Origin of the sequence: Euzebyella saccharophila, from assembly GCF_014855495.1 — a bacterium.
Classification (GTDB): Bacteria; Bacteroidota; Bacteroidia; order Flavobacteriales; family Flavobacteriaceae; genus Euzebyella; species Euzebyella saccharophila.
Genome location: NZ_JACYFJ010000005.1, coordinates 201,090 through 218,424 on the forward strand (window position 1 = coordinate 201,090; position 17,335 = coordinate 218,424).

Here is a 17,335-nt window from a genome sequence, read left to right on the forward strand (position 1 = left end):
TTCGAACCCGGGCATTATTTTGCAACAATAAAAATCTGTACCTTTTTACACGTTATGAAAAAACTGTTACCATTACTTGTTGCTTTCCTTTTACTACCTACCTTAATTTATGCCCACCAACCCAAACAGAGCCTTATTTATTTAAGAATCTATGAGGAAACTGGAATTGAAGGTCGCGTTGAGGTAAATGCGAACGAACTTATGTCGGTCTTTAAATTGGATGTAGGTCTGGGTCCCAGTATTGAAGATGTGCGTCCTTACCAAAAGAAAATTGAAGAATACCTACTGAACCATTTGCAGTTTTCCTCTACCGAAATAGGAGCTTACAAAATTGTTTTCACGGGTGAGCTTTCTAAACTTGATACCAGTTTTGGAGACTTTATCAATTTTCATTTTAGGTTGGAACCGGCAAAAAATATTCCTGATGACCTAATGGTGGAATATACCGCGTTTATGGAAGAAGACCCTTCGCATCAAGGGTTGATTGCCATGGAATACAATTGGAAAGCCGGTTTGATTAATAATGAGTCCATTGTAGCTCTCTACCTAACTAAGGATGAACCTAAGGGAACCATTGACCTTACAGAAACATCGCTGTGGAAGGGATTTGTAGCTATGGTAGAACAGGGAATTTGGCATATTTGGATAGGTATGGACCATATTCTTTTCCTTTTGGCCTTAATTTTACCGTCCGTTGTACGAAGAAGAAAGGAGCCCTTGGGGGAAGCGTCTCCTAAATTCAACATATTTGGGTGGGAGCCGGTGTTGGAATTCAAGCCGGCCTTTATGTATATTCTAAAGATTGTTACCTTTTTTACCCTTGCACATACCATTACTTTAAGTTTGGCATCTTTGGGTATTATAGAATTACCGTCTAGGGTGGTAGAGTCTATTATTGCATTCTCCGTAGGTTTGGCCGCTCTGCATAATATCAAGCCTATTTTTAAAGGTAAGGATTGGGTAATTGCCTTTATATTTGGTCTGTTCCATGGTTTCGGATTTGCCAGTGTTTTAGGGGATTTAGGATTTAAGGGGGAATATCTTTCCTTATCCTTAGTAGGTTTTAATGTAGGGGTAGAGATTGGTCAAATAGTGATCATAGCTTTGATTTTTCCAATTCTATATTTTATCCGTAAGCGAAAAATATATCCAAAATTATTGGTAGGCCTATCGGCACTTCTCATTTTGGTATCTGCCTATTGGTTTATAGAAAGAGCCTTTGATGTGGATTTGCCTTTGGATGAAATCGTTAATCGCAATTTGTACCCCATCGCCAGGTTCATTGGTTTGTTGTAACTTCAAACAAAACGATCTCTTAATTGGAAAAAAAGGCTTCAAATAGTTCCCTTTTAAGCAAGTGGAAGAATCGGGACAAATCCAGAACATCCACGCAATCCACGGTGCCGAAAGCGCCGGAGGAGGCAAAGATTCCTCTGTCCAGCGGTCAGCAGCGTATCTGGTTTTTACAGCAATTGAATCCTGAAAATCCGTTTTATAATTATTCGGAAGCTTTACTTTTTAAGGGAAAATTGGAGACTCAATTTTTGCAGCAAGCCTTTGAGCAAGTTTGCCAAAATCACGAAATACTGAGGTCTTATTTTCCGATGGAAAATGGTGCTCCTGTGATAAAAACATCCGATTTAAATCCAGAAATACGACAGGAGGATTTCAGCAACCATCCAAGTGTTGAATCTGATAGGCTTTTGCAAGCCTTGATGCGCGAGCAGTCCCGAACCGTTTTTACGTTATCAAGTCCGCTGCTTTTAAAAGTCTCCCTGATCAAACTTTCGGAGGATTCCCATGTCTTTTTCCTTACCATGCACCATATCATTGTGGACGAATGGTCTATTGGTCTGCTAAAGAATGAATTGGCAATCCATTATAGAAGATTGGTTTCCGGAGCCGATTTGATAGTTTCTCAACCAGAAATCCAGTATAAGGATTACGCCCATTGGGAAAGAAATAAAGAAATAAATTCCCAGGCATTGGATTACTGGAAGGATAAACTTTCTGGGGAAATACCTGTTTTAAATATTCAGACGGATTTTCAAAGACCGGCGGTGCCAAGGTTCAATGGAAAACAATTAACAAAATCGCTGTCCGAGCGCTTTTCAAACGAGATTTTGAAACTGGCAATAGCCCAAAAAATGACTCCTTTTAATCTTCTTTTAGCTGTCTTCTACGTGCTATTATATAAGTATACGGGTCAAAATGACATTTTGGTGGGCACTCCTGTATCCAATAGAAATAACAAAGCCTTGGAAGATGCCTTTGGGTTTTTTATCGATACGGTTGTTCTTAGAAATTCGATTTCCGAGAATGAGTCATTTGCGTCTTTAATAGAAAAAATAAAATCAAATACCTTGAAAGCTTTTTCCAATAAAAGCATTCCTTTTGATGTCTTGGTAAAGGAGCTGAAAGTATCGCGTTCACTTTCTGTAAATCCTTTTTTTCAGGTCATGTTTTTATACCACCCTCAAGAAGAAGTTCCTGTTTTTGGTGATGAGGTTCAATTATCCGAAGAGTTTGAATTTGATACAGAGGTTGCCAAGTTTGACCTTACCCTTTCGATTACGGAAAAAAAAGGTAGCCTTGATCTTACTTTGGAATACGATACCGATTTATTTCAAGAAGTGACCATTAAACGAATGTTGGATCACTATGAAATTCTTTTGAGGCAGCTTTTAGAATCAACTGCCATTAAAACCTCAGAAATTTGTCTGTTAACGGAAAAGGAAAAAGATTTTTTCCTTGAAAGACCCGCAAAAATCAAAACTTTTTTAGAATATCAGGGAATTCACGAAATCATTGGGGAAGTAGCTAAAAAATTCCCCGATAAAAACGCCGTAACTTTTGGTGATACCGCTCTTAGCTATCAAGATCTGGATAGTAGGGCAGAAAAGGTAGCAATTCATATTTTGAACCAGACAAAAGGCCTACACAATAGAATTATCGGCTTGTGTATGGACCGTTCTATTGAAATGATCATTGGTCTGTTGGGTATTTTAAAATCCGGGAATGCCTATTTACCCATAGATCCTAATTACCCCTTGGAACGGCTACATTTCGTTTTGGAAGATGCTCAATGTTCCTTGTTAGTTTCCCATAGTTCGCTAAAGGAAGTTTTTAAAGGAAAAGAAATACAAACGCTTTTTATTGATGAAGTAAAACCCTCGGATACTAAGGTAAACATTATTTTTCCAGCATTTAATAGAAATAATCTAGCTTACGTTATTTATACCTCGGGGAGTAGTGGCAAACCCAAAGGAGTACCCATCACACATGGTGATATCCTCAACTCAACCGCTGGTCGGCTTGATTTTTACAAAGATAGCCCCAAAGCGTTTCTTTTAATGTCTTCCATCTCGTTTGATAGCTCAAAGGCTGGAATTTTTTGGACGCTCTGCACAGGTGGCAACTTGATTCTTACCGAAAATAGAATTGAACAGGATGTACAAAAAATTGGGGAACTGATTGAAAAAAATCAAGTAAGTCATACCCTTATGCTCCCTTCTTTGTACGCACTTATTCTGAGACATGTGGAGATGGCTAAACTTCGTACTTTAAATACAATTATAGTTGCAGGTGAGGCATGTACTCCTTCCCTATGTCAATTACACTTTAAAAAGTTGCCGAGTACAAAACTGTATAATGAGTACGGACCAACAGAGGCTACGGTTTGGGCCACGGCGCACGAGATTGTTCCCGCAGAAATGGAGAAAACCGTTGCCATTGGTAGGGGAGTAGCTGGTAACAAGATTTATCTGCTCAATAAGAATTTAGAAATGGTTCCGTTTGGTGCGGTGGGTGAAATCTATATTTCCGGGCCAAGTTTGGCCAAAGGATATTTGAATAAGGCGGAACTTTCGTCTGCGGTATTTCTTAAAAATCCCTTTTCCCATTCCGCTTATGAAAAGATGTATAAAACCGGGGATTTGGGTAGGTTTAGGGCCGATAGAAACTTGGAATTTTTAGGAAGGGCAGACCAGCAGGTAAAACTACGGGGTTATAGAATAGAACTGGAAGAAGTGGAGAATGCCATCAAATCATTGGGTGCCGTGACCGAAGTTATTGCCCAAGTTGAAACCTTGGAAATTGAAAAGGATAGCAATTTTTCAGATTTTGATGATCCCGATGCATTTCTTGGCCAATTGATGGCTACACTGGAAGAAGAGGATATTGAGGAACTTTTAAACGAAGTTGAAATGTTAGGTAAAACGGAATCATTCTTGTCCTCCAGAGAATAAAAAATAACGAATAAATTGACTACTGCGCTTAAAGATAGAATTACCAAACTGACTCCCGAAGAACGCAAGTTACTTTGGGCAAGGGCAGAACAGCGTGTATTACAGAGAAATAAATCATCTCAAAAACCAGATTACCAACAACTTGTGGCTTATGTGAAAGCTAAGCAAGATTTCAATTTGGAAGCTTTAAAAAGCAGTCTTCGAGCCAAGGTGCCAGAATACATGGTTCCGGCTCAATGGGTAAAAATGGAGGAATTCCCCTTGCTGCCCAATGGGAAGGTGAATAAAAAAGCGCTCCGCAATGAACGTCCATTAGATAAAGAAGAACATAAAGCGAAGCCTGAGGCGCGAGAGCCAAAAAATGATGTCGAAAAAAAATTACTGGCCATCTGGAAGGAAGTATTGCAACTTCCAAATATTGACGTGGCGGATAATTTTTTTGAAATTGGTGGGGACTCTATTTTAAGCATTCAAGTGATTGCCAAAGCGAGGGCTGCTGGAATTGACTTGGAACCCAAACAACTCTTTGAGCATCAAAATGTGGAGAAATTGGCCAATTATATGGCCTCAGAAGATCAAAGGACAGAAGAAGCAATTTCCCAACTCCACCTAAAACATTTAGTTTCTATTGTACCTAACGGAAGTAAACCTCCCTTGTTCTGTTTGCATAGCGGAGGTACCCATTTTTTCTTTTACAATCTATTTGGGAAACAATTAAAAAATGACCGACCTGTTTTTGCCCTTCAAGCCTCTCCACATGAGGGGGAGTTGGTACTCCATGAATCGGTGAATGCCATGGCAAAAGATTTTATAGCCGATATAAAGCAGGTAAAACCACACGGGCCTTATCACTTTATTTCCTATTGCTACAATACAGCTATTGGTGTGGAGGTTTGCAGGCAGTTAGAACAAAAAGGCGAGCAGGCCAACCTAATAATCGCTGACACCATGGCCGACTACCTAAGTCTTTTTGATGCTTCACAAACCCCTAGAAGGGCAAAGGCTTTTTTGGGTAGGTTCGCGAAGAATCCGGTGAAGACCGTATCCAATTTTGTAAAGGGGAAATTCATTCGTCCCCTAAGGGAACGTTTAAAAACGAACGATGTCACAGGAAGTGAAAAGATTGTTCAAGAATTGCATTTGAACCATATTGAGATTTATCGCTCGTATCATTGGCAACCTATAAAAAGTCCTGTAAATCTTCTTCTCACCGAAAAGAAACAGGAAGAATTCAATACAAAGGTGGTTGCTTCTTGGGAAAAAATGACCACAGGAAACTTACATGTGCAGCCAACCTTAGGCCATCATGATCGATTATTTTTAGAAGGCACCGTGGTGGAAACGGCTAAGAACGTAGATGATTTAATGGACAGGTACGAGTCTAAAAATTTACAAGACAATAGATAAGTTAATGACGCTTTTAAGTAATTCAGTTGATATTTGGTCTATTGATACCGCTAAGTTCCCACATGATTTAACGTCTTACTTTCAACTATTGTCCCAAGAAGAGCAACTACGAAGCCAACGTTTTAAATTCGAAAAAGACAAACGCTTGAATATCTTGGCAAGAAGCGGCTTACGCCTATTGGCGGGCCAGTACCTCAATTGTACTCCAGTTTCTATTCAAATGGGTTATGCAGCGTATGATAAACCTTATTTTTTAGATTATCCGGAGTTTAAATTCAATATTTCCCATTCGGGGGAAATGGTAGTGTTAGCCTTTGTAATAAAGTTGGAGCTCGGTGTGGACGTGGAGTATATAAAAACTGATTTTGAGGTGATGGAAATTGCCGATAATTTTTTTGCTTCTGACGAGATTGAAAATCTCAAGAAAATAGAAAAAGAGTTACAATTTGAAGCATTTTATAGATGCTGGACACGTAAGGAAGCATTCATAAAGGCGAAGGGGAGCGGACTTTCATTTCCTTTGGCGGATTTTTCGGTTACCATAGGGGAGAAGGCCGAATTACTTGCTACTCGTTGGGATGAAAACGAAAAAAACGAATGGAGTTTATCGTCCTTTATGCCCAAAAAAGACTATGTAGGGGCATTGGCCGTTCATGTCCCTGTAAAAACAATCAATTATCACGAGTGGAAAGGCCTTGAAGCATAATTTAATCTACCACAAAGTTGAAACCACCAAGGGCAATCCAAGAGTTGAACGAGGTATTTCGGTCGTATTTGTAAACCTTTACATCGACACTTTTAAGCCCAATTTTTGAGATTTTAAGGTTGGTAAAGATGTCCGTATAGGTAATGCCAAAACCTAATTGCTGGGCCACATATTCGGAAAGGTCAAAATCTGAAGTGTAATAATCCTGTGTTGAAATATGCTGGTCATAACCGTTGAAATAATCGGCTGCTTGCTGCCCGTAATATCTGTACGAGGGGTAAATGGTAAACTTATCCGTTAGTTTAATGGGGAGTTCTGCACTGGCCGTATGGGAGGTAATTCCCCAATCATCGGTATAAAATCGATAATAGGTTCTCAAGGATAGCGAAGCATTTAAAAACCAATGGAGTCGGGTACCCAGGGCCCATTTGATTCGGTTATCCGGTAGTCTTTCAATATCATCCGCCAGATGAAAACCTTCCACAAAAGCATCCGGAACATCATCAAAATAAACCCGTTGAAAAGGCGTAGAGAGCAAACCTTGTTGCTGTACGACATCCACCGAAATCAAACCCTGTAGTTTTTTGTGTAGAATTTGCGACAAGGTGAATCCTAGGGCATAGGAATTTCGATTGGAGTTTTCCAAATCGGTAAAAGTTGGGTTGTAATTGGAGTTTCCGGTTATTTCACTACGTCTGAATTCTCCGATGCCGCCTTCGGCAAAAGGCCGTAATTCTATGGGATAAATGAGTTTCCATTGGTCTAGAAATATATTGGTGCTTAGGCTGACTTCGGTATTTTTTTCGTTGAAAAGACGGGTATAACTTCCTCCAAATCCAAAAGAAAAATAGTCATACTCTGAACTCACGGAGAGCTTTCCTGTCCAAATCTTGTTTCGGTCATCGGAACTATGGCTATACGTGCCCGTAAAATTCACCCAAACATCCGACTGGGAGGCTCCCGTAGAGGCATTAAAAGCATCGGCATCGCTATTGCTGTCAAAAGGATTTACATTACTGGAAGATGCCGAGGTGTAAGCAGAAATTCCGGCATCGACCGTTAAAACATCGTCATCGTTCATGGGAATGGAAACAATGACCGTGCCTGTGGCATCGGTAAGTTCTTCGGTTCCTGTACCACCGGTAACAGCCGCATTTTCTCCGTCTTGTGTATAGTAACTTGTGAGAAAGTCTATTTCAGAGGTTTCCAAGACCCGTTTTTTATAGGAATTGTCATCTTGGGCCGTGAGCAAGGAACTAGCCATGAAAAAACAAAAACCTAGTCCGTTTTTCAGCATGATTGAAAATGTTCTTAATTGCATCCGCATCCGCCTCCAGTTTTACCTCCATTCGCACCTACGGAACCCTCTCTGTAGGAATGCATCACATTTAGGTTTCGGTCCACTTTTTTATCCGTAAGCACCATATCTGGGTCGTTCAAGTTGACCTTTTGATACTCTTTTACCGTTAGACAGCTTGTGAACATTAGCCCAGATAGGGCCAAAAGAACCGTTAATTTTCCCATGTTCTATTTATTTCAATGTTTTTGGAAGTAAAAATTCTTCCCTGATCATCAATAATGATGGCCTTTACTTTGGGTATTTGATGAACAAGGTTCATCCCTGTTTCCTTGCCCATGACGAAAACGGCCGTAGCCAAGGCATCTGCAAGTTCTGCCTGGGGCGCAAAAATGGTAACACTCGCCAATCCACTGGCGGGCCAGCCACTACGTGGATCTATAATATGCGAATAACGCTTGCCATCAATCATTTTATATTTTTCATAGTTGCCGCTGGTTACTACAGCTTCCTCATTTAAGTTAAACGAAGCAAAGACTTGATTCTTGTTCAGCGGGTTGGTCAGGGCTATTTTCCATGGCTTTCCGTTCGCTTGCTGTCCCCAAGTGTTCATATCGCCAGAGGCATTGATAATTCCCCCGCTAACACCTTGTTTTATCAATAATTTTTTGGCCATGTCGGCCGCATAGCCTTTACCTATCGCTCCAAATCCTATCTTCATTCCAGATTTTTTAAGCAAAACGGTATGGTTTTCTTCGTTTAATACCACCTTATCAAAACCTACTTTAGAGACAGACGCCCTTATTTCTTCGGCTGAGGGTAAGGAGGTGTCAGGATTGTTGAAATCCCAAATTCTATCCATGGAGGCATAGGTAATGTCGAAAGCACCATCGGTTGCTTTGGAAATACTCAAACTTCTTTTGATGAGCTGCCATAGTTCCGGATGAACGGTAACTGCTTTCTTTCCTGCATATTTATTAATAAATGACGTTTGTGATTGGGGATCCCAGGAAGAAATTAGCTTTTCAATCCTTTTAATTTCTGCTACGGCGGTATTGATGTACTTATCGCCTTGAACCGAATCCTTTGCAACCACTGTAATATCAAATCTGCTCCCCATTAATTTCAGGGTACGCTGATAGTTTTGCTGGGAATACCCTAGTGTGGTTATAAAGAAGAGCAAGTAGAGAAAGCGCTTTTTCAAAGGTTCAATTCTGAGGTTTTGTTTAAAGTTAACAAATGTTGAACTCAAAATTCATTTTGAAAGTATTACCAGAAGGAAAAATAACAGCATAAAAAAGCCGGTCATTATCAAATGACCGGCCTAAGTTACTTATAAAGTCTAAGAATTATTGTACCCTTAATTCACCGGAAGCCAAAGCTTCTTTATAGTTAGCGGCGATTACCGGGTGGCTACCAAAGAAACGGTGACCGTTGGTACGCTTGATTTTAATTTCTTGGGTACCATCTTTCTTTTCTTTAATGGCAGTTACTACTACCTCCTCGCCTTTAAGCGTTTTATAATCGGCAATGCCACCTCTTTTGATAATGAAATTTGCTCTGGGCACCTCAATGTGCTTGTATGTTCTTGCTTCGGGGTTTCCTATTTCAAGAACGTCCCCAACTTTTACATCTTCTTGCGCGTTTAAAAATACACCTGAAAGTAAAAATGCTGCTACGTATTTGATCATGTTCTAAAAATTTTAAGGTTATCAATTTGTTTTTTTAGAACTGCCTTTTGAGATTTAGGAACCGGCGATTTTCTCGAAATTTATTTTAATCCGAATATGTCCTTCTCAATACAAAGACATATTTGAAAAAACCACTTTCATTAATGTCATCCAGAACCATACTACCCAATTGGGCAATTCTGTACCACATTGGGCAAAGGGTGTGCCCATCTTATGAAAGTTTTTTTGATTTTATTGTATATGACTGGTTATTAGTATTTTGTAAGTGTGTAATAATTTGAGCCTAAAATTAGAGTTGGGGATATTTTACCCAAACGGGTGTTTCTTACTCGGTTTAAATTATTCTAATTTGCTTCGCAGGGTTTTACGGTCTATCTGAAGAATTTCGGCCGCCTTCGTCTTATTTCCTTGGCAATATTGAAGAACCCGTTCGATGTATTTCTTTTCCATCTTTTTTAGTGAAACAAAAGTTTCGTCTTCAAATTCAATTTGAAATTTCAATCGGTCTGGTAAATGCTTAATTTCTACGATTCCATCGGCCATTATAATGGCACGCTGAATTACATTCTCCAATTCCCTCACATTGCCGGGCCATTCATAGCGTTGAAGAATTTCGGCAGCCTCAGGAGAAAGCTTAAGAGGTCGGTCTTTGTATTCTAGCCCGTATTTATGCAAAAAACTATCAGTCAATAGAGCTATGTCGTCTTTTCGCTCACGCAGAGGCGGAACTTTTATTTCTACTACGGTCAGTCGGTAATAAAGATCTTCCCTAAAATGATTGTTCTTTATATCTTCCCTTAAATTGGCATTGGTAGCGGCGATAATTCGGATATCCACTTTTTCAACCTTTCTAGAACCCACCTTAACTATTTCTTTTTCCTGCAGGGCCCTCAGCAATTTAGTCTGCACGGCTAAGGAAGCTGTGCCAATTTCATCCAAAAATAAAGTACCCCCATTGGCAGCTTGAAAAAATCCATTTCTGTTTTCATTGGCGCCTGTAAATGCTCCTTTTACATAGCCGAAGAGTTCAGATTCTTGTAGGTTTTCTGGTATGGCGCCGCAATTGACCGCTATAAATGGGGTACGCGCATACTTACCGGAATAATGTATGGCGCGAGCCACCAATTCTTTACCTGTTCCGCTTTCCCCTTGAATTAATACGGTTGCTTTGTTGTTCTTAACCCGATCGATCAATTCGGTCACTTCTTGAAAACGACTCGAACTACCGATCATGCCCCCATATTCCTCCTTTTGGGGAACAGGTCTTTTCTTTTTCTTTTTTTCCGCCCCGTGAATAAAGGCTTTTTCAACACTTTCTTTCAGTTCCTGCTTGGTGAAGGGTTTGGTGAGGTAATCCATAGCTCCAGATTTGATGCCCTCCAAAGTTCCAGAAACGGAGGGATAGCCGGTAATAACCAATTTGGGCATTTCGGGGTAGTGTTCGTTGGTAAACTTTAAGAGTTGAAGTCCATCAACCTCGGGCATTTGAATGTCCGTTATGAGCAAATCAATGTAGGTGTCCTTTAAGATACGCACTGCCTCTTTTACAGAAACCGCTTTGTAGGTATGATAGTTCATTGATTGCAAATGCCTCTGCAATAATTCTAAAATGCCAATATCATCATCGACCAACAATATATTCTCTTTTCTTAGCATGCTTGGGAATTTGGAAAATCTACCCTAAAAATAGTTCCTTTTGGTTTATTGGGCTCGTGACCTATAGTGCCTTGGTGACTGCTAATGATGCCGTGTACCACGCTTAGTCCAAGACCAGAGCCTTCTCCCATAGGTTTGGTAGTAAAAAAGGGCTCAAAGACTTTATCTTCATTTTTTTCTTCAATTCCATCGCCTTGGTCTGCAATTTTTATCTGAATACCTTTAGCGGATTTCTTTATATCCACTTGTATAACCCCTTCTACTGGAGAGTAGTAAATGGCGTTCATTATAAGATTAAAAAGCACTTGGGTAAGCTGTACGGTATCTGCCTTCATTTTGATGCTGTCATGGCTGAACAGTTTTTTGAGTCGGATATTTTTATTCCTAAAGGAAGGTTGAAGCAGTTTAAGGGCGTTTTCCGCAAGGGGAATCAAATCAATTTCCACCATTTCCTGTGGCATTTCACAGGCAAAAAACATCAATTTTTTTACGATTTCCCTACTGAAAATGGCGTTTTCCATGATTTTTTCAATGTCCCTGAGCGCATCTTTATCCTTAATGGCCTCTTGAAGCAACTCGGCAAAGCCTAAAATATTGGCCAATGGGGTATTGAGCTCGTGGGCAATGCCTGCGGTAATTTCACCAAGAATATGCAAACGGTCCGCTCGTTCCATTTGTCTTTTTATGGCCGCTTCCCTATCTCTTACCAGTTTTCGTTCAAACAAATGGCCAATGGTCAAGCTAATATTATCCAACAGGTCTTGCTCTTCTTTTAGAAAATCGGATAATTGGTATTTATTTTCTGGGTAGGTAACTTTAATATACCCACTATTTTCATCAAAGACCTTGATGTTGGTATACAAACAAACTTGACTAGGTTTATAATCTTTGGTTTGCACTCGAAAATTGTCATAGGCTAAAATAACTTCGGTATCTTCTACAAATTGCCAACCTCTTTTAAGGCAGAGTACAATTTCGTCAAGAGATGATTTTAAATCATCATAATCTGCATTTACGATGATGGAAGTGACTTCATAGAGGCAGGTGAGTTCTTTTACCCGTTCTTTAAGACGCGCTTCGGTAGAGGTCATGGTTTGTAGATTTAAGTCGTAGTCAGCCTAAAAATACAATTTTAAAACTACTGAAATCTATAGTTTTTACTGAAGGATGATCTATGGACTTGATGATTTACTTTGCTATATCGAGCAACATTGACAAAAATAAAAGTTGTTAAGGGGTAAGGCACTTAGTGTTCCTATCCCATATATTTTTGCTTTGAGCGAAATTAGAGATTTACAGAAACAATCGTAAAAAGTTCCAAAACTTCTTCTTTACCCCGAAGCGGATGCGCTCCAACGGTCTTAAATGCAAATTTAGAAGATGGTTTCATTTGGCTGACCAGATTTTGAGATAGAAGAATATCAGTGCTCAATTCATTACAAAGAGCTTGAATTCTTGCCGTGGTATTCAACACATCGCCCGTAAAAATGATATCTTTTTTTAGGTCTCCTATTTCCCCGGTCGTTACCTTGCCTATATGCAAGCCTGCTTTAAATGTGGGAACAACACCGTACTTATTCTGATAATAGCTGGATTTTGCCTTCAGTCTTTTTTTCATGGCAAGAAAACAATCGAGACAATTGTGGATATTTTGGTTTTGATGTACCCTCCAAGTAATTACAATTTCATCCCCAACATATTGATAGACCTCTCCCGAAGAATTAATGATGGCATCTGAAAAATCTTGATAGTAGTCTCGGAGTAATTGAAAATATTGGGTATGACCTAATTTTTCCGCAATGCTGGTTGATGATTTCATATCAGCAAAAAGAAAGACTCGCTCTTCTTCTCTCGGTTTATGATATCTACCGGTAAAAAAGTTCATAAGTACCCCGTGACCAACGTTGTCACTTATCTCCGAGTAAAATAGGCTTATAAATAAACTAAACCCAAGGGAAACGGCCGTGCTTGCAAAATCTAGACTTACAAAAAAATTGGACAGCTTTTCAAGCACTCTGGGGTGTAATGGAGATAACTCCAACTCCAAACCGGCAGCAATAGGATATACAATAAACATGACCAAGGTCAAGAATACCCCGTAAAAAGCAACTTTCAAGAATATTTTTTTGAAAAATGATTTTTTGGCGAATATTCTACCCAACCAAAGTACTTCAAGCGCCCCAACAGTAAAACCGACAAGGGCTACGGCTACGCTGGCGAAAACAAAAACCGAGGGTGTTAGGGTAATGGCCGCATCAGGGTTTAAATTCTGGTGTTGTGTAGCTGCTTCTTGAATAAAGAGTATTAACCACCCGATTATCAACCAAATAATGCCATACGGCAGTATACGTGAGAGGTTTCTTTTGAATTTAGGGCTCTGCATGGTAATTTGGTTGATTGTTCTAAAATAAGATATTTCAAAAAATGATGATTATTAAATGAGCTATTTATAATCTTATGTAAATTGCCTTTCTCATAAACAAACCGGTATCCATGGGAAGAAGAAAATTTTTAAAACAGTCGTCCGCCATCTGCGCATCCACCTTAATAGTTCCGTTGGATCCATATTTTATGGTTGATAAAAACATTAGAATTGGATTGGCTTCAGATTCCCATTATGCGGATAGGGAAGTGGCCGGCACCCGATTTTATAGGGGAGCATTGGAAAAAATTCAGGAGTTTGTTTCGGTTATGAACAAGGAAAAGGTGGACTTTGTTGTTCATTTGGGCGATTTTAAAGATGAGGACGAATCCAAGGACGAACAAAAGACGCTTGGGTACCTTCAAAAAATAGAAACCGAATTTGTAAAGTTTAAAGGAGACACTTTTCACTGTATAGGCAATCATGATGTGGATAGCATCACCAAACAACAATTTATTAAGAATGTGACCAATACCGGAATTGTTTCTGACAAGGGATATTATTCTTTTGATAGAAACGGTTTTCATTTCATAGTCCTGGACGGAAACCACACCAAGGAGGGGAGAGACCATTTTTATAAACTAGGTCAAGATTGGCAAGATACCAACCTAGGAAGGGAGCAACTAGATTGGTTGAAGAAGGATTTGGAAAGTAATACCCTGCCCGTAATGGTGTTTTGTCACCACCCCTTGTACGAGTTCTTTAGGGATGAACATAAATATCATGTAAATGACTATCTCAAGGCCCAAAAACTCTTTGAGGCTTCCGGAAAGGTGCTAGCAGTTTTTCAAGGACACGTACATGCGGAAGACCATATTAGTAAAAATGGAATTCATTATTTGACCGTATTGGGAATGGTTGATTTTGAAGGCCTGGAAAACAATAGTTTTTCCGTGGTAGAAATAAAGGGAAACAAGCTAAAACTTAAGGGGTACAAACGGTCTAGCTCCCATAGGTATGGGATATAGGTGATAATAGAAAAAGGGATGATGTACTTAATTGAAAACTAAGATTTTTCCGTTTCAACATCTTCAAGAGTTATATGTTCTATTTCACCGTAAAGATTACCCGTTGGTATCTGGTAATTGACGGGAAACCGGCATCATTCCCTTCCACAATTATGTGATATTCTTCTCCTGTTTGTGCATCGGATGGAAGTTGTGTAGCCTTTAGGGTACACCTTTAATCGCTACAAAGATGACAAGATGTATTTTAGGTGTACCAAATTGTCAATTAAAATCACTTGAGAATCAATTAAAAGTAACTAAAAAAAATGTAAGTATTTCATTGTCAAACAAAAGAATACATCATCCAAGTATGGGAAAATTAAATTACTTTCCGATGCAAAAATTGGCAAAAATATTACCTAAAAGCTCATCATTGGTAACTTGTCCGGTGATTTCACCTAAATGATATAAAGCTTCTCTAACATCAATGGCTAAAAGGTCACTTGACAAGTTTTGATCCATTCCCAATTGTATTTTTTCAATCTCCTCCAAGGCTTTTAAAAGAGAGTTGTAATGCCTGGTATTGGTAACAATGGTCTCATTATTTCTAAGGGCTCCAGTATTTACAAAACCTAGGAGAATTTCTTTAAGCTCCTCAACCCCTTTTTTGGTTTTGGCAGAGAGTAGTTGCACTTGTATTCCCTCAATAGGACTTAGCAAATTCTGCAACTTCTCAATATCGGCAGCGCTAATTTGATCCATTTTATTGGCCACCACAACTACTGGTTTTTCAGGATGGTCATTTTTAATTCTCTCCAATGAGGTAAGTAGGTTATTTCTACGTTCCTTGGAAAGTAAGATTTGAATGGAATCGACCAAGAAAAGGGTTACTTGGGATTTTTCTATCTTCTCGTATGTACGTTGAATTCCCATTCCCTCCACAACGTCCTGCGTTTCTCGAATCCCGGCGGTGTCAATAAACCTAAAACCGATTCCACCAATAGAAATTTCATCCTCAATACTGTCCCTAGTCGTTCCGGCAATATCGGAAACTAAAGCTCTTTCTTCGTTTAGCAAGGCATTCAGCAAAGTGGATTTTCCAACATTGGGTTCCCCAACTATAGCAACGGGAATACCATTTTTTATAACGTTGCCCACCGAAAAGGAGTCAATTAAGCGTCGTAGAACTTCTCTAATTTTTTCTAAAAGCGATTTGAATTGTGTACGGTCTGCAAACTCAACATCCTCTTCGGAAAAATCAAGTTCTAGTTCAATCAATGAGGCAAAGTTCAAAAGCTCTGTGCGTAAATCGGCTATTTCATTACTGAAACCTCCGCGCATTTGTTGTATGGCTATTTCATGCGATGCGGCATTATCGCTTGAAATTAGATCGGCGACGGCTTCTGCTTGGCTCAGGTCCATTTTTCCGTTTAAGAAAGCACGTAAGGTAAATTCTCCCGCTTCAGCAGTTCTACACCCGTTTCTAAGGAATAATTGGATTATTTGTTGCTGAATGTAAGTTGAGCCATGGCAGGAGATTTCTATAACATCTTCCCCGGTATAGGAATGTGGACCCTTAAAATAGGAAAGAAGTACTTCATCCAAGGTTTTACCGTTATCCACGATGTGACCCAAACGAATACTATGGCTTGGTTGTTGCATTACTTCTTTGCCAAAGGCAGAATTGAACAAAGGAGCGGTAATTGATAGGGCTTTCTGGCCAGAAATTCGTATAACGGCAATAGCCCCGGCACCGGAAGGAGTGGCCAAAGCTATGATGGTATCATTTGAAATCATGAGCGGATTTTGGGCAAAATTAAATAAAATAGAATTGAAGTGTTCATAGGATGACATTCCTGAAAAAAGAGTACCAAGCCGTTCGTAGAAATTTTTAAAATATATACCTTCGGTATACCATTAACAATTAAAATACATTTAAATGAAGTTTAGATTACATGTAGTAGGATTGATGCTGATGAGCGGAATGTCTTTCGTTTATGCGCAGGAACGAGAAGAGGTAGAAACAGATTCTACCCAAACATTTGAACTAGCTGATTTAGAAGCGCAAAAAAAATTACAGGCCGAAATAGAAAAGGCCGAGAAGGAGGCAAAAAAAGCGGAAAAAGAAGCTAAGAAAGCGGAAAAGGCCCGTAAGAAAATGGAAAAGGCGGCGGAAAAACGGGAAAAGCTTAAAGATGCAGTAGTTGATAAAAAGAAGGCTATTGCCAAAAAGGAACGAAAGATCAATTCTATGAAGGAAGATATGGAGATGGATAAAATCAAAGGAAAATTATCTCCTAATGATATCGACAAAATCAATAACAAAATAGAAAAGGAACAACTTAAGATTATAAAGAAAAAAGAGAAGTTGAGAAAACTTGAGCTTAAACTTAGAAAGAGCTAGAAGCTTACATATTGAATGCTAAAAAACCCGTAACCCCTTGTTACGGGTTTTTTTGTGGATACGGGATTTTTAGGAAGTTGTAACATTTCGGTAATTCATGCGTCTTATAAGTGTAACCCTTTAATTCATCAAGCAAATGGAAATCATCAATCAAAAAAGAGCCATGGAAACTAATAACTCACTATTAGTGTTGGCTCACCTATCGCAATTACTAACGTATGTGACAGGATGCGGGGGGCTTATTGTACCGTTGGTCATTTGGTTAACTTCTAAAGATTCTGTTCAAGGAATGGATGAGCATGGAAAAGCCATCGTTAATTTTCAACTGAGCATGTTGCTGTTTACAATCTTAAGTATACCGGCCATACTTCTATTGGGGCTTGGTATTCTTAGTCTTATTTTTATTGGTATTATCGCCTTCATTCTGCCTATAGTAAATGCAGTAAAGGCCAGCAATGGAGAATCTCCTAGCTACTTTATGACCATTAAGTTTATTTCCTAAAATTAGTTGGAGTTGAAATAAAAAAGCCTTGGGATACCCAAGGCTTTTTCTATATC

General features: G+C 39.2%; 15 protein-coding genes and 1 pseudogene. 7 read left to right on the forward strand and 9 right to left on the reverse strand.

Annotated features, from left to right (window positions below; all coding sequences use genetic code 11):
- Nucleotides 1-54: 54 nt before the first annotated feature.
- The 4 genes from IL355_RS15150 to IL355_RS15165 are packed head-to-tail and all read left to right on the forward strand — an operon-like array spanning nt 55 to nt 6,360.
- Nucleotides 55-1,296: a HupE/UreJ family protein gene (locus tag IL355_RS15150; RefSeq protein WP_192462961.1), complete on the forward strand. Its 1,242-nt coding sequence runs from the start codon at nt 55-57 to the stop codon at nt 1,294-1,296.
- 23 nt (nt 1,297-1,319) lie between these two features.
- Nucleotides 1,320-4,247 carry a non-ribosomal peptide synthetase gene (locus IL355_RS15155; protein ID WP_192462962.1) on the forward strand — a complete coding sequence of 976 codons (2,928 nt, stop codon included), beginning with the start codon at nt 1,320-1,322 and terminating at the stop codon, nt 4,245-4,247.
- A 15-nt stretch (nt 4,248-4,262) separates the two neighbouring features.
- Nucleotides 4,263-5,654, forward strand: a complete 1,392-nt coding sequence (locus tag IL355_RS15160) for a thioesterase domain-containing protein (RefSeq protein ID WP_192462963.1) — start codon at nt 4,263-4,265, stop codon at nt 5,652-5,654.
- 4 nt (nt 5,655-5,658) lie between these two features.
- Nucleotides 5,659-6,360 (forward strand): 4'-phosphopantetheinyl transferase family protein, encoded by a 702-nt coding sequence (locus IL355_RS15165; protein WP_192462964.1) that lies wholly within the window; start codon nt 5,659-5,661, stop codon nt 6,358-6,360.
- 1 nt (nt 6,361) lies between these two features.
- On the opposite strand, the gene IL355_RS15170 is transcribed toward IL355_RS15165, so the two are convergent.
- From IL355_RS15170 to IL355_RS15200, 7 genes are all read right to left on the reverse strand, one after another.
- A complete protein-coding gene (locus IL355_RS15170) occupies nt 6,362-7,681 on the reverse strand; it encodes a DUF3570 domain-containing protein (RefSeq protein ID WP_380081247.1) in 1,320 nt (439 codons plus the stop codon).
- Nucleotides 7,672-7,884: a DUF4266 domain-containing protein gene (locus IL355_RS15175; RefSeq protein ID WP_192462966.1), complete on the reverse strand. Its 213-nt coding sequence runs from the start codon at nt 7,882-7,884 to the stop codon at nt 7,672-7,674. The genes IL355_RS15170 and IL355_RS15175 overlap by 10 nt, the downstream gene beginning before the upstream one ends.
- Nucleotides 7,872-8,861, reverse strand: a complete 990-nt coding sequence (locus IL355_RS15180; protein WP_225621272.1) for an FAD:protein FMN transferase — start codon at nt 8,859-8,861, stop codon at nt 7,872-7,874. The genes IL355_RS15175 and IL355_RS15180 overlap by 13 nt, the downstream gene beginning before the upstream one ends.
- 145 nt (nt 8,862-9,006) lie before the next feature.
- Nucleotides 9,007-9,348, reverse strand: coding sequence for a hypothetical protein (locus tag IL355_RS15185; protein ID WP_192462967.1), 342 nt, complete (start codon nt 9,346-9,348; stop codon nt 9,007-9,009).
- A 339-nt stretch (nt 9,349-9,687) separates the two neighbouring features.
- Complete coding sequence (locus tag IL355_RS15190) at nt 9,688-11,004, reverse strand: sigma-54-dependent transcriptional regulator (protein ID WP_192462968.1); 1,317 nt, start codon at nt 11,002-11,004, stop codon at nt 9,688-9,690.
- The gene (locus tag IL355_RS15195) at nt 10,998-12,095 is read right to left on the reverse strand and encodes a sensor histidine kinase (protein ID WP_192462969.1); all 1,098 of its coding nucleotides are present in this window, start codon (nt 12,093-12,095) and stop codon (nt 10,998-11,000) included. The genes IL355_RS15190 and IL355_RS15195 overlap by 7 nt, the downstream gene beginning before the upstream one ends.
- 194 nt (nt 12,096-12,289) lie before the next feature.
- Entirely contained in the window at nt 12,290-13,387 is a 1,098-nt protein-coding gene (locus IL355_RS15200) for an adenylate/guanylate cyclase domain-containing protein (RefSeq protein WP_192462970.1), read from the reverse strand.
- A 110-nt stretch (nt 13,388-13,497) separates the two neighbouring features.
- Here IL355_RS15200 and IL355_RS15205 point away from each other — a divergent pair, with 110 nt between their 5' ends.
- Entirely contained in the window at nt 13,498-14,394 is an 897-nt protein-coding gene (locus IL355_RS15205) for a metallophosphoesterase family protein (RefSeq protein WP_192462971.1), read from the forward strand.
- A gap of 79 nt (nt 14,395-14,473) precedes the next feature.
- Here IL355_RS15205 and IL355_RS19450 read toward each other — a convergent pair.
- Together IL355_RS19450 and mnmE are read right to left on the reverse strand one after the other, a co-directional pair.
- Nucleotides 14,474-14,578 (reverse strand): annotated as a pseudogene (locus IL355_RS19450) (hypothetical protein); the annotation flags it as partial.
- 179 nt (nt 14,579-14,757) lie between these two features.
- Nucleotides 14,758-16,170: a tRNA uridine-5-carboxymethylaminomethyl(34) synthesis GTPase MnmE gene (mnmE, locus tag IL355_RS15210; RefSeq protein ID WP_192462972.1), complete on the reverse strand. Its 1,413-nt coding sequence runs from the start codon at nt 16,168-16,170 to the stop codon at nt 14,758-14,760.
- A gap of 142 nt (nt 16,171-16,312) precedes the next feature.
- Between mnmE and IL355_RS15215 the strand changes: the two genes are divergently transcribed.
- Both IL355_RS15215 and IL355_RS15220 read left to right on the forward strand, forming a co-directional pair.
- Nucleotides 16,313-16,777, forward strand: coding sequence for a hypothetical protein (locus tag IL355_RS15215; RefSeq protein WP_192462973.1), 465 nt, complete (start codon nt 16,313-16,315; stop codon nt 16,775-16,777).
- 136 nt (nt 16,778-16,913) lie between these two features.
- Entirely contained in the window at nt 16,914-17,279 is a 366-nt protein-coding gene (locus IL355_RS15220) for a DUF4870 domain-containing protein (RefSeq protein ID WP_192462974.1), read from the forward strand.
- Nucleotides 17,280-17,335: the final 56 nt, after the last annotated feature.

Excerpts from the sequence above, each read along its gene's own strand:
- IL355_RS15175 (WP_192462966.1), bottom strand. The coding sequence starts at position 7,884 with ATGGGAAAATTAACGGTTCTTTTGGCCCTATCTGGGCTAATGTTCACA.
- IL355_RS15205 (WP_192462971.1), top strand. The coding sequence starts at position 13,498 with ATGGGAAGAAGAAAATTTTTAAAACAGTCGTCCGCCATCTGCGCATCC.
- IL355_RS15195 (WP_192462969.1), bottom strand. The coding sequence starts at position 12,095 with ATGACCTCTACCGAAGCGCGTCTTAAAGAACGGGTAAAAGAACTCACC.
- IL355_RS15185 (WP_192462967.1), bottom strand. The coding sequence starts at position 9,348 with ATGATCAAATACGTAGCAGCATTTTTACTTTCAGGTGTATTTTTAAAC.
- IL355_RS15215 (WP_192462973.1), top strand. The coding sequence starts at position 16,313 with ATGAAGTTTAGATTACATGTAGTAGGATTGATGCTGATGAGCGGAATG.
- IL355_RS15170 (WP_380081247.1), bottom strand. The coding sequence starts at position 7,681 with ATGCAATTAAGAACATTTTCAATCATGCTGAAAAACGGACTAGGTTTT.
- IL355_RS15150 (WP_192462961.1), top strand. The coding sequence starts at position 55 with ATGAAAAAACTGTTACCATTACTTGTTGCTTTCCTTTTACTACCTACC.
- IL355_RS15165 (WP_192462964.1), top strand. The coding sequence starts at position 5,659 with ATGACGCTTTTAAGTAATTCAGTTGATATTTGGTCTATTGATACCGCT.
- IL355_RS15200 (WP_192462970.1), bottom strand. The coding sequence starts at position 13,387 with ATGCAGAGCCCTAAATTCAAAAGAAACCTCTCACGTATACTGCCGTAT.
- IL355_RS15190 (WP_192462968.1), bottom strand. The coding sequence starts at position 11,004 with ATGCTAAGAAAAGAGAATATATTGTTGGTCGATGATGATATTGGCATT.
- mnmE (WP_192462972.1), bottom strand. The coding sequence starts at position 16,170 with ATGATTTCAAATGATACCATCATAGCTTTGGCCACTCCTTCCGGTGCC.
- IL355_RS15220 (WP_192462974.1), top strand. The coding sequence starts at position 16,914 with ATGGAAATCATCAATCAAAAAAGAGCCATGGAAACTAATAACTCACTA.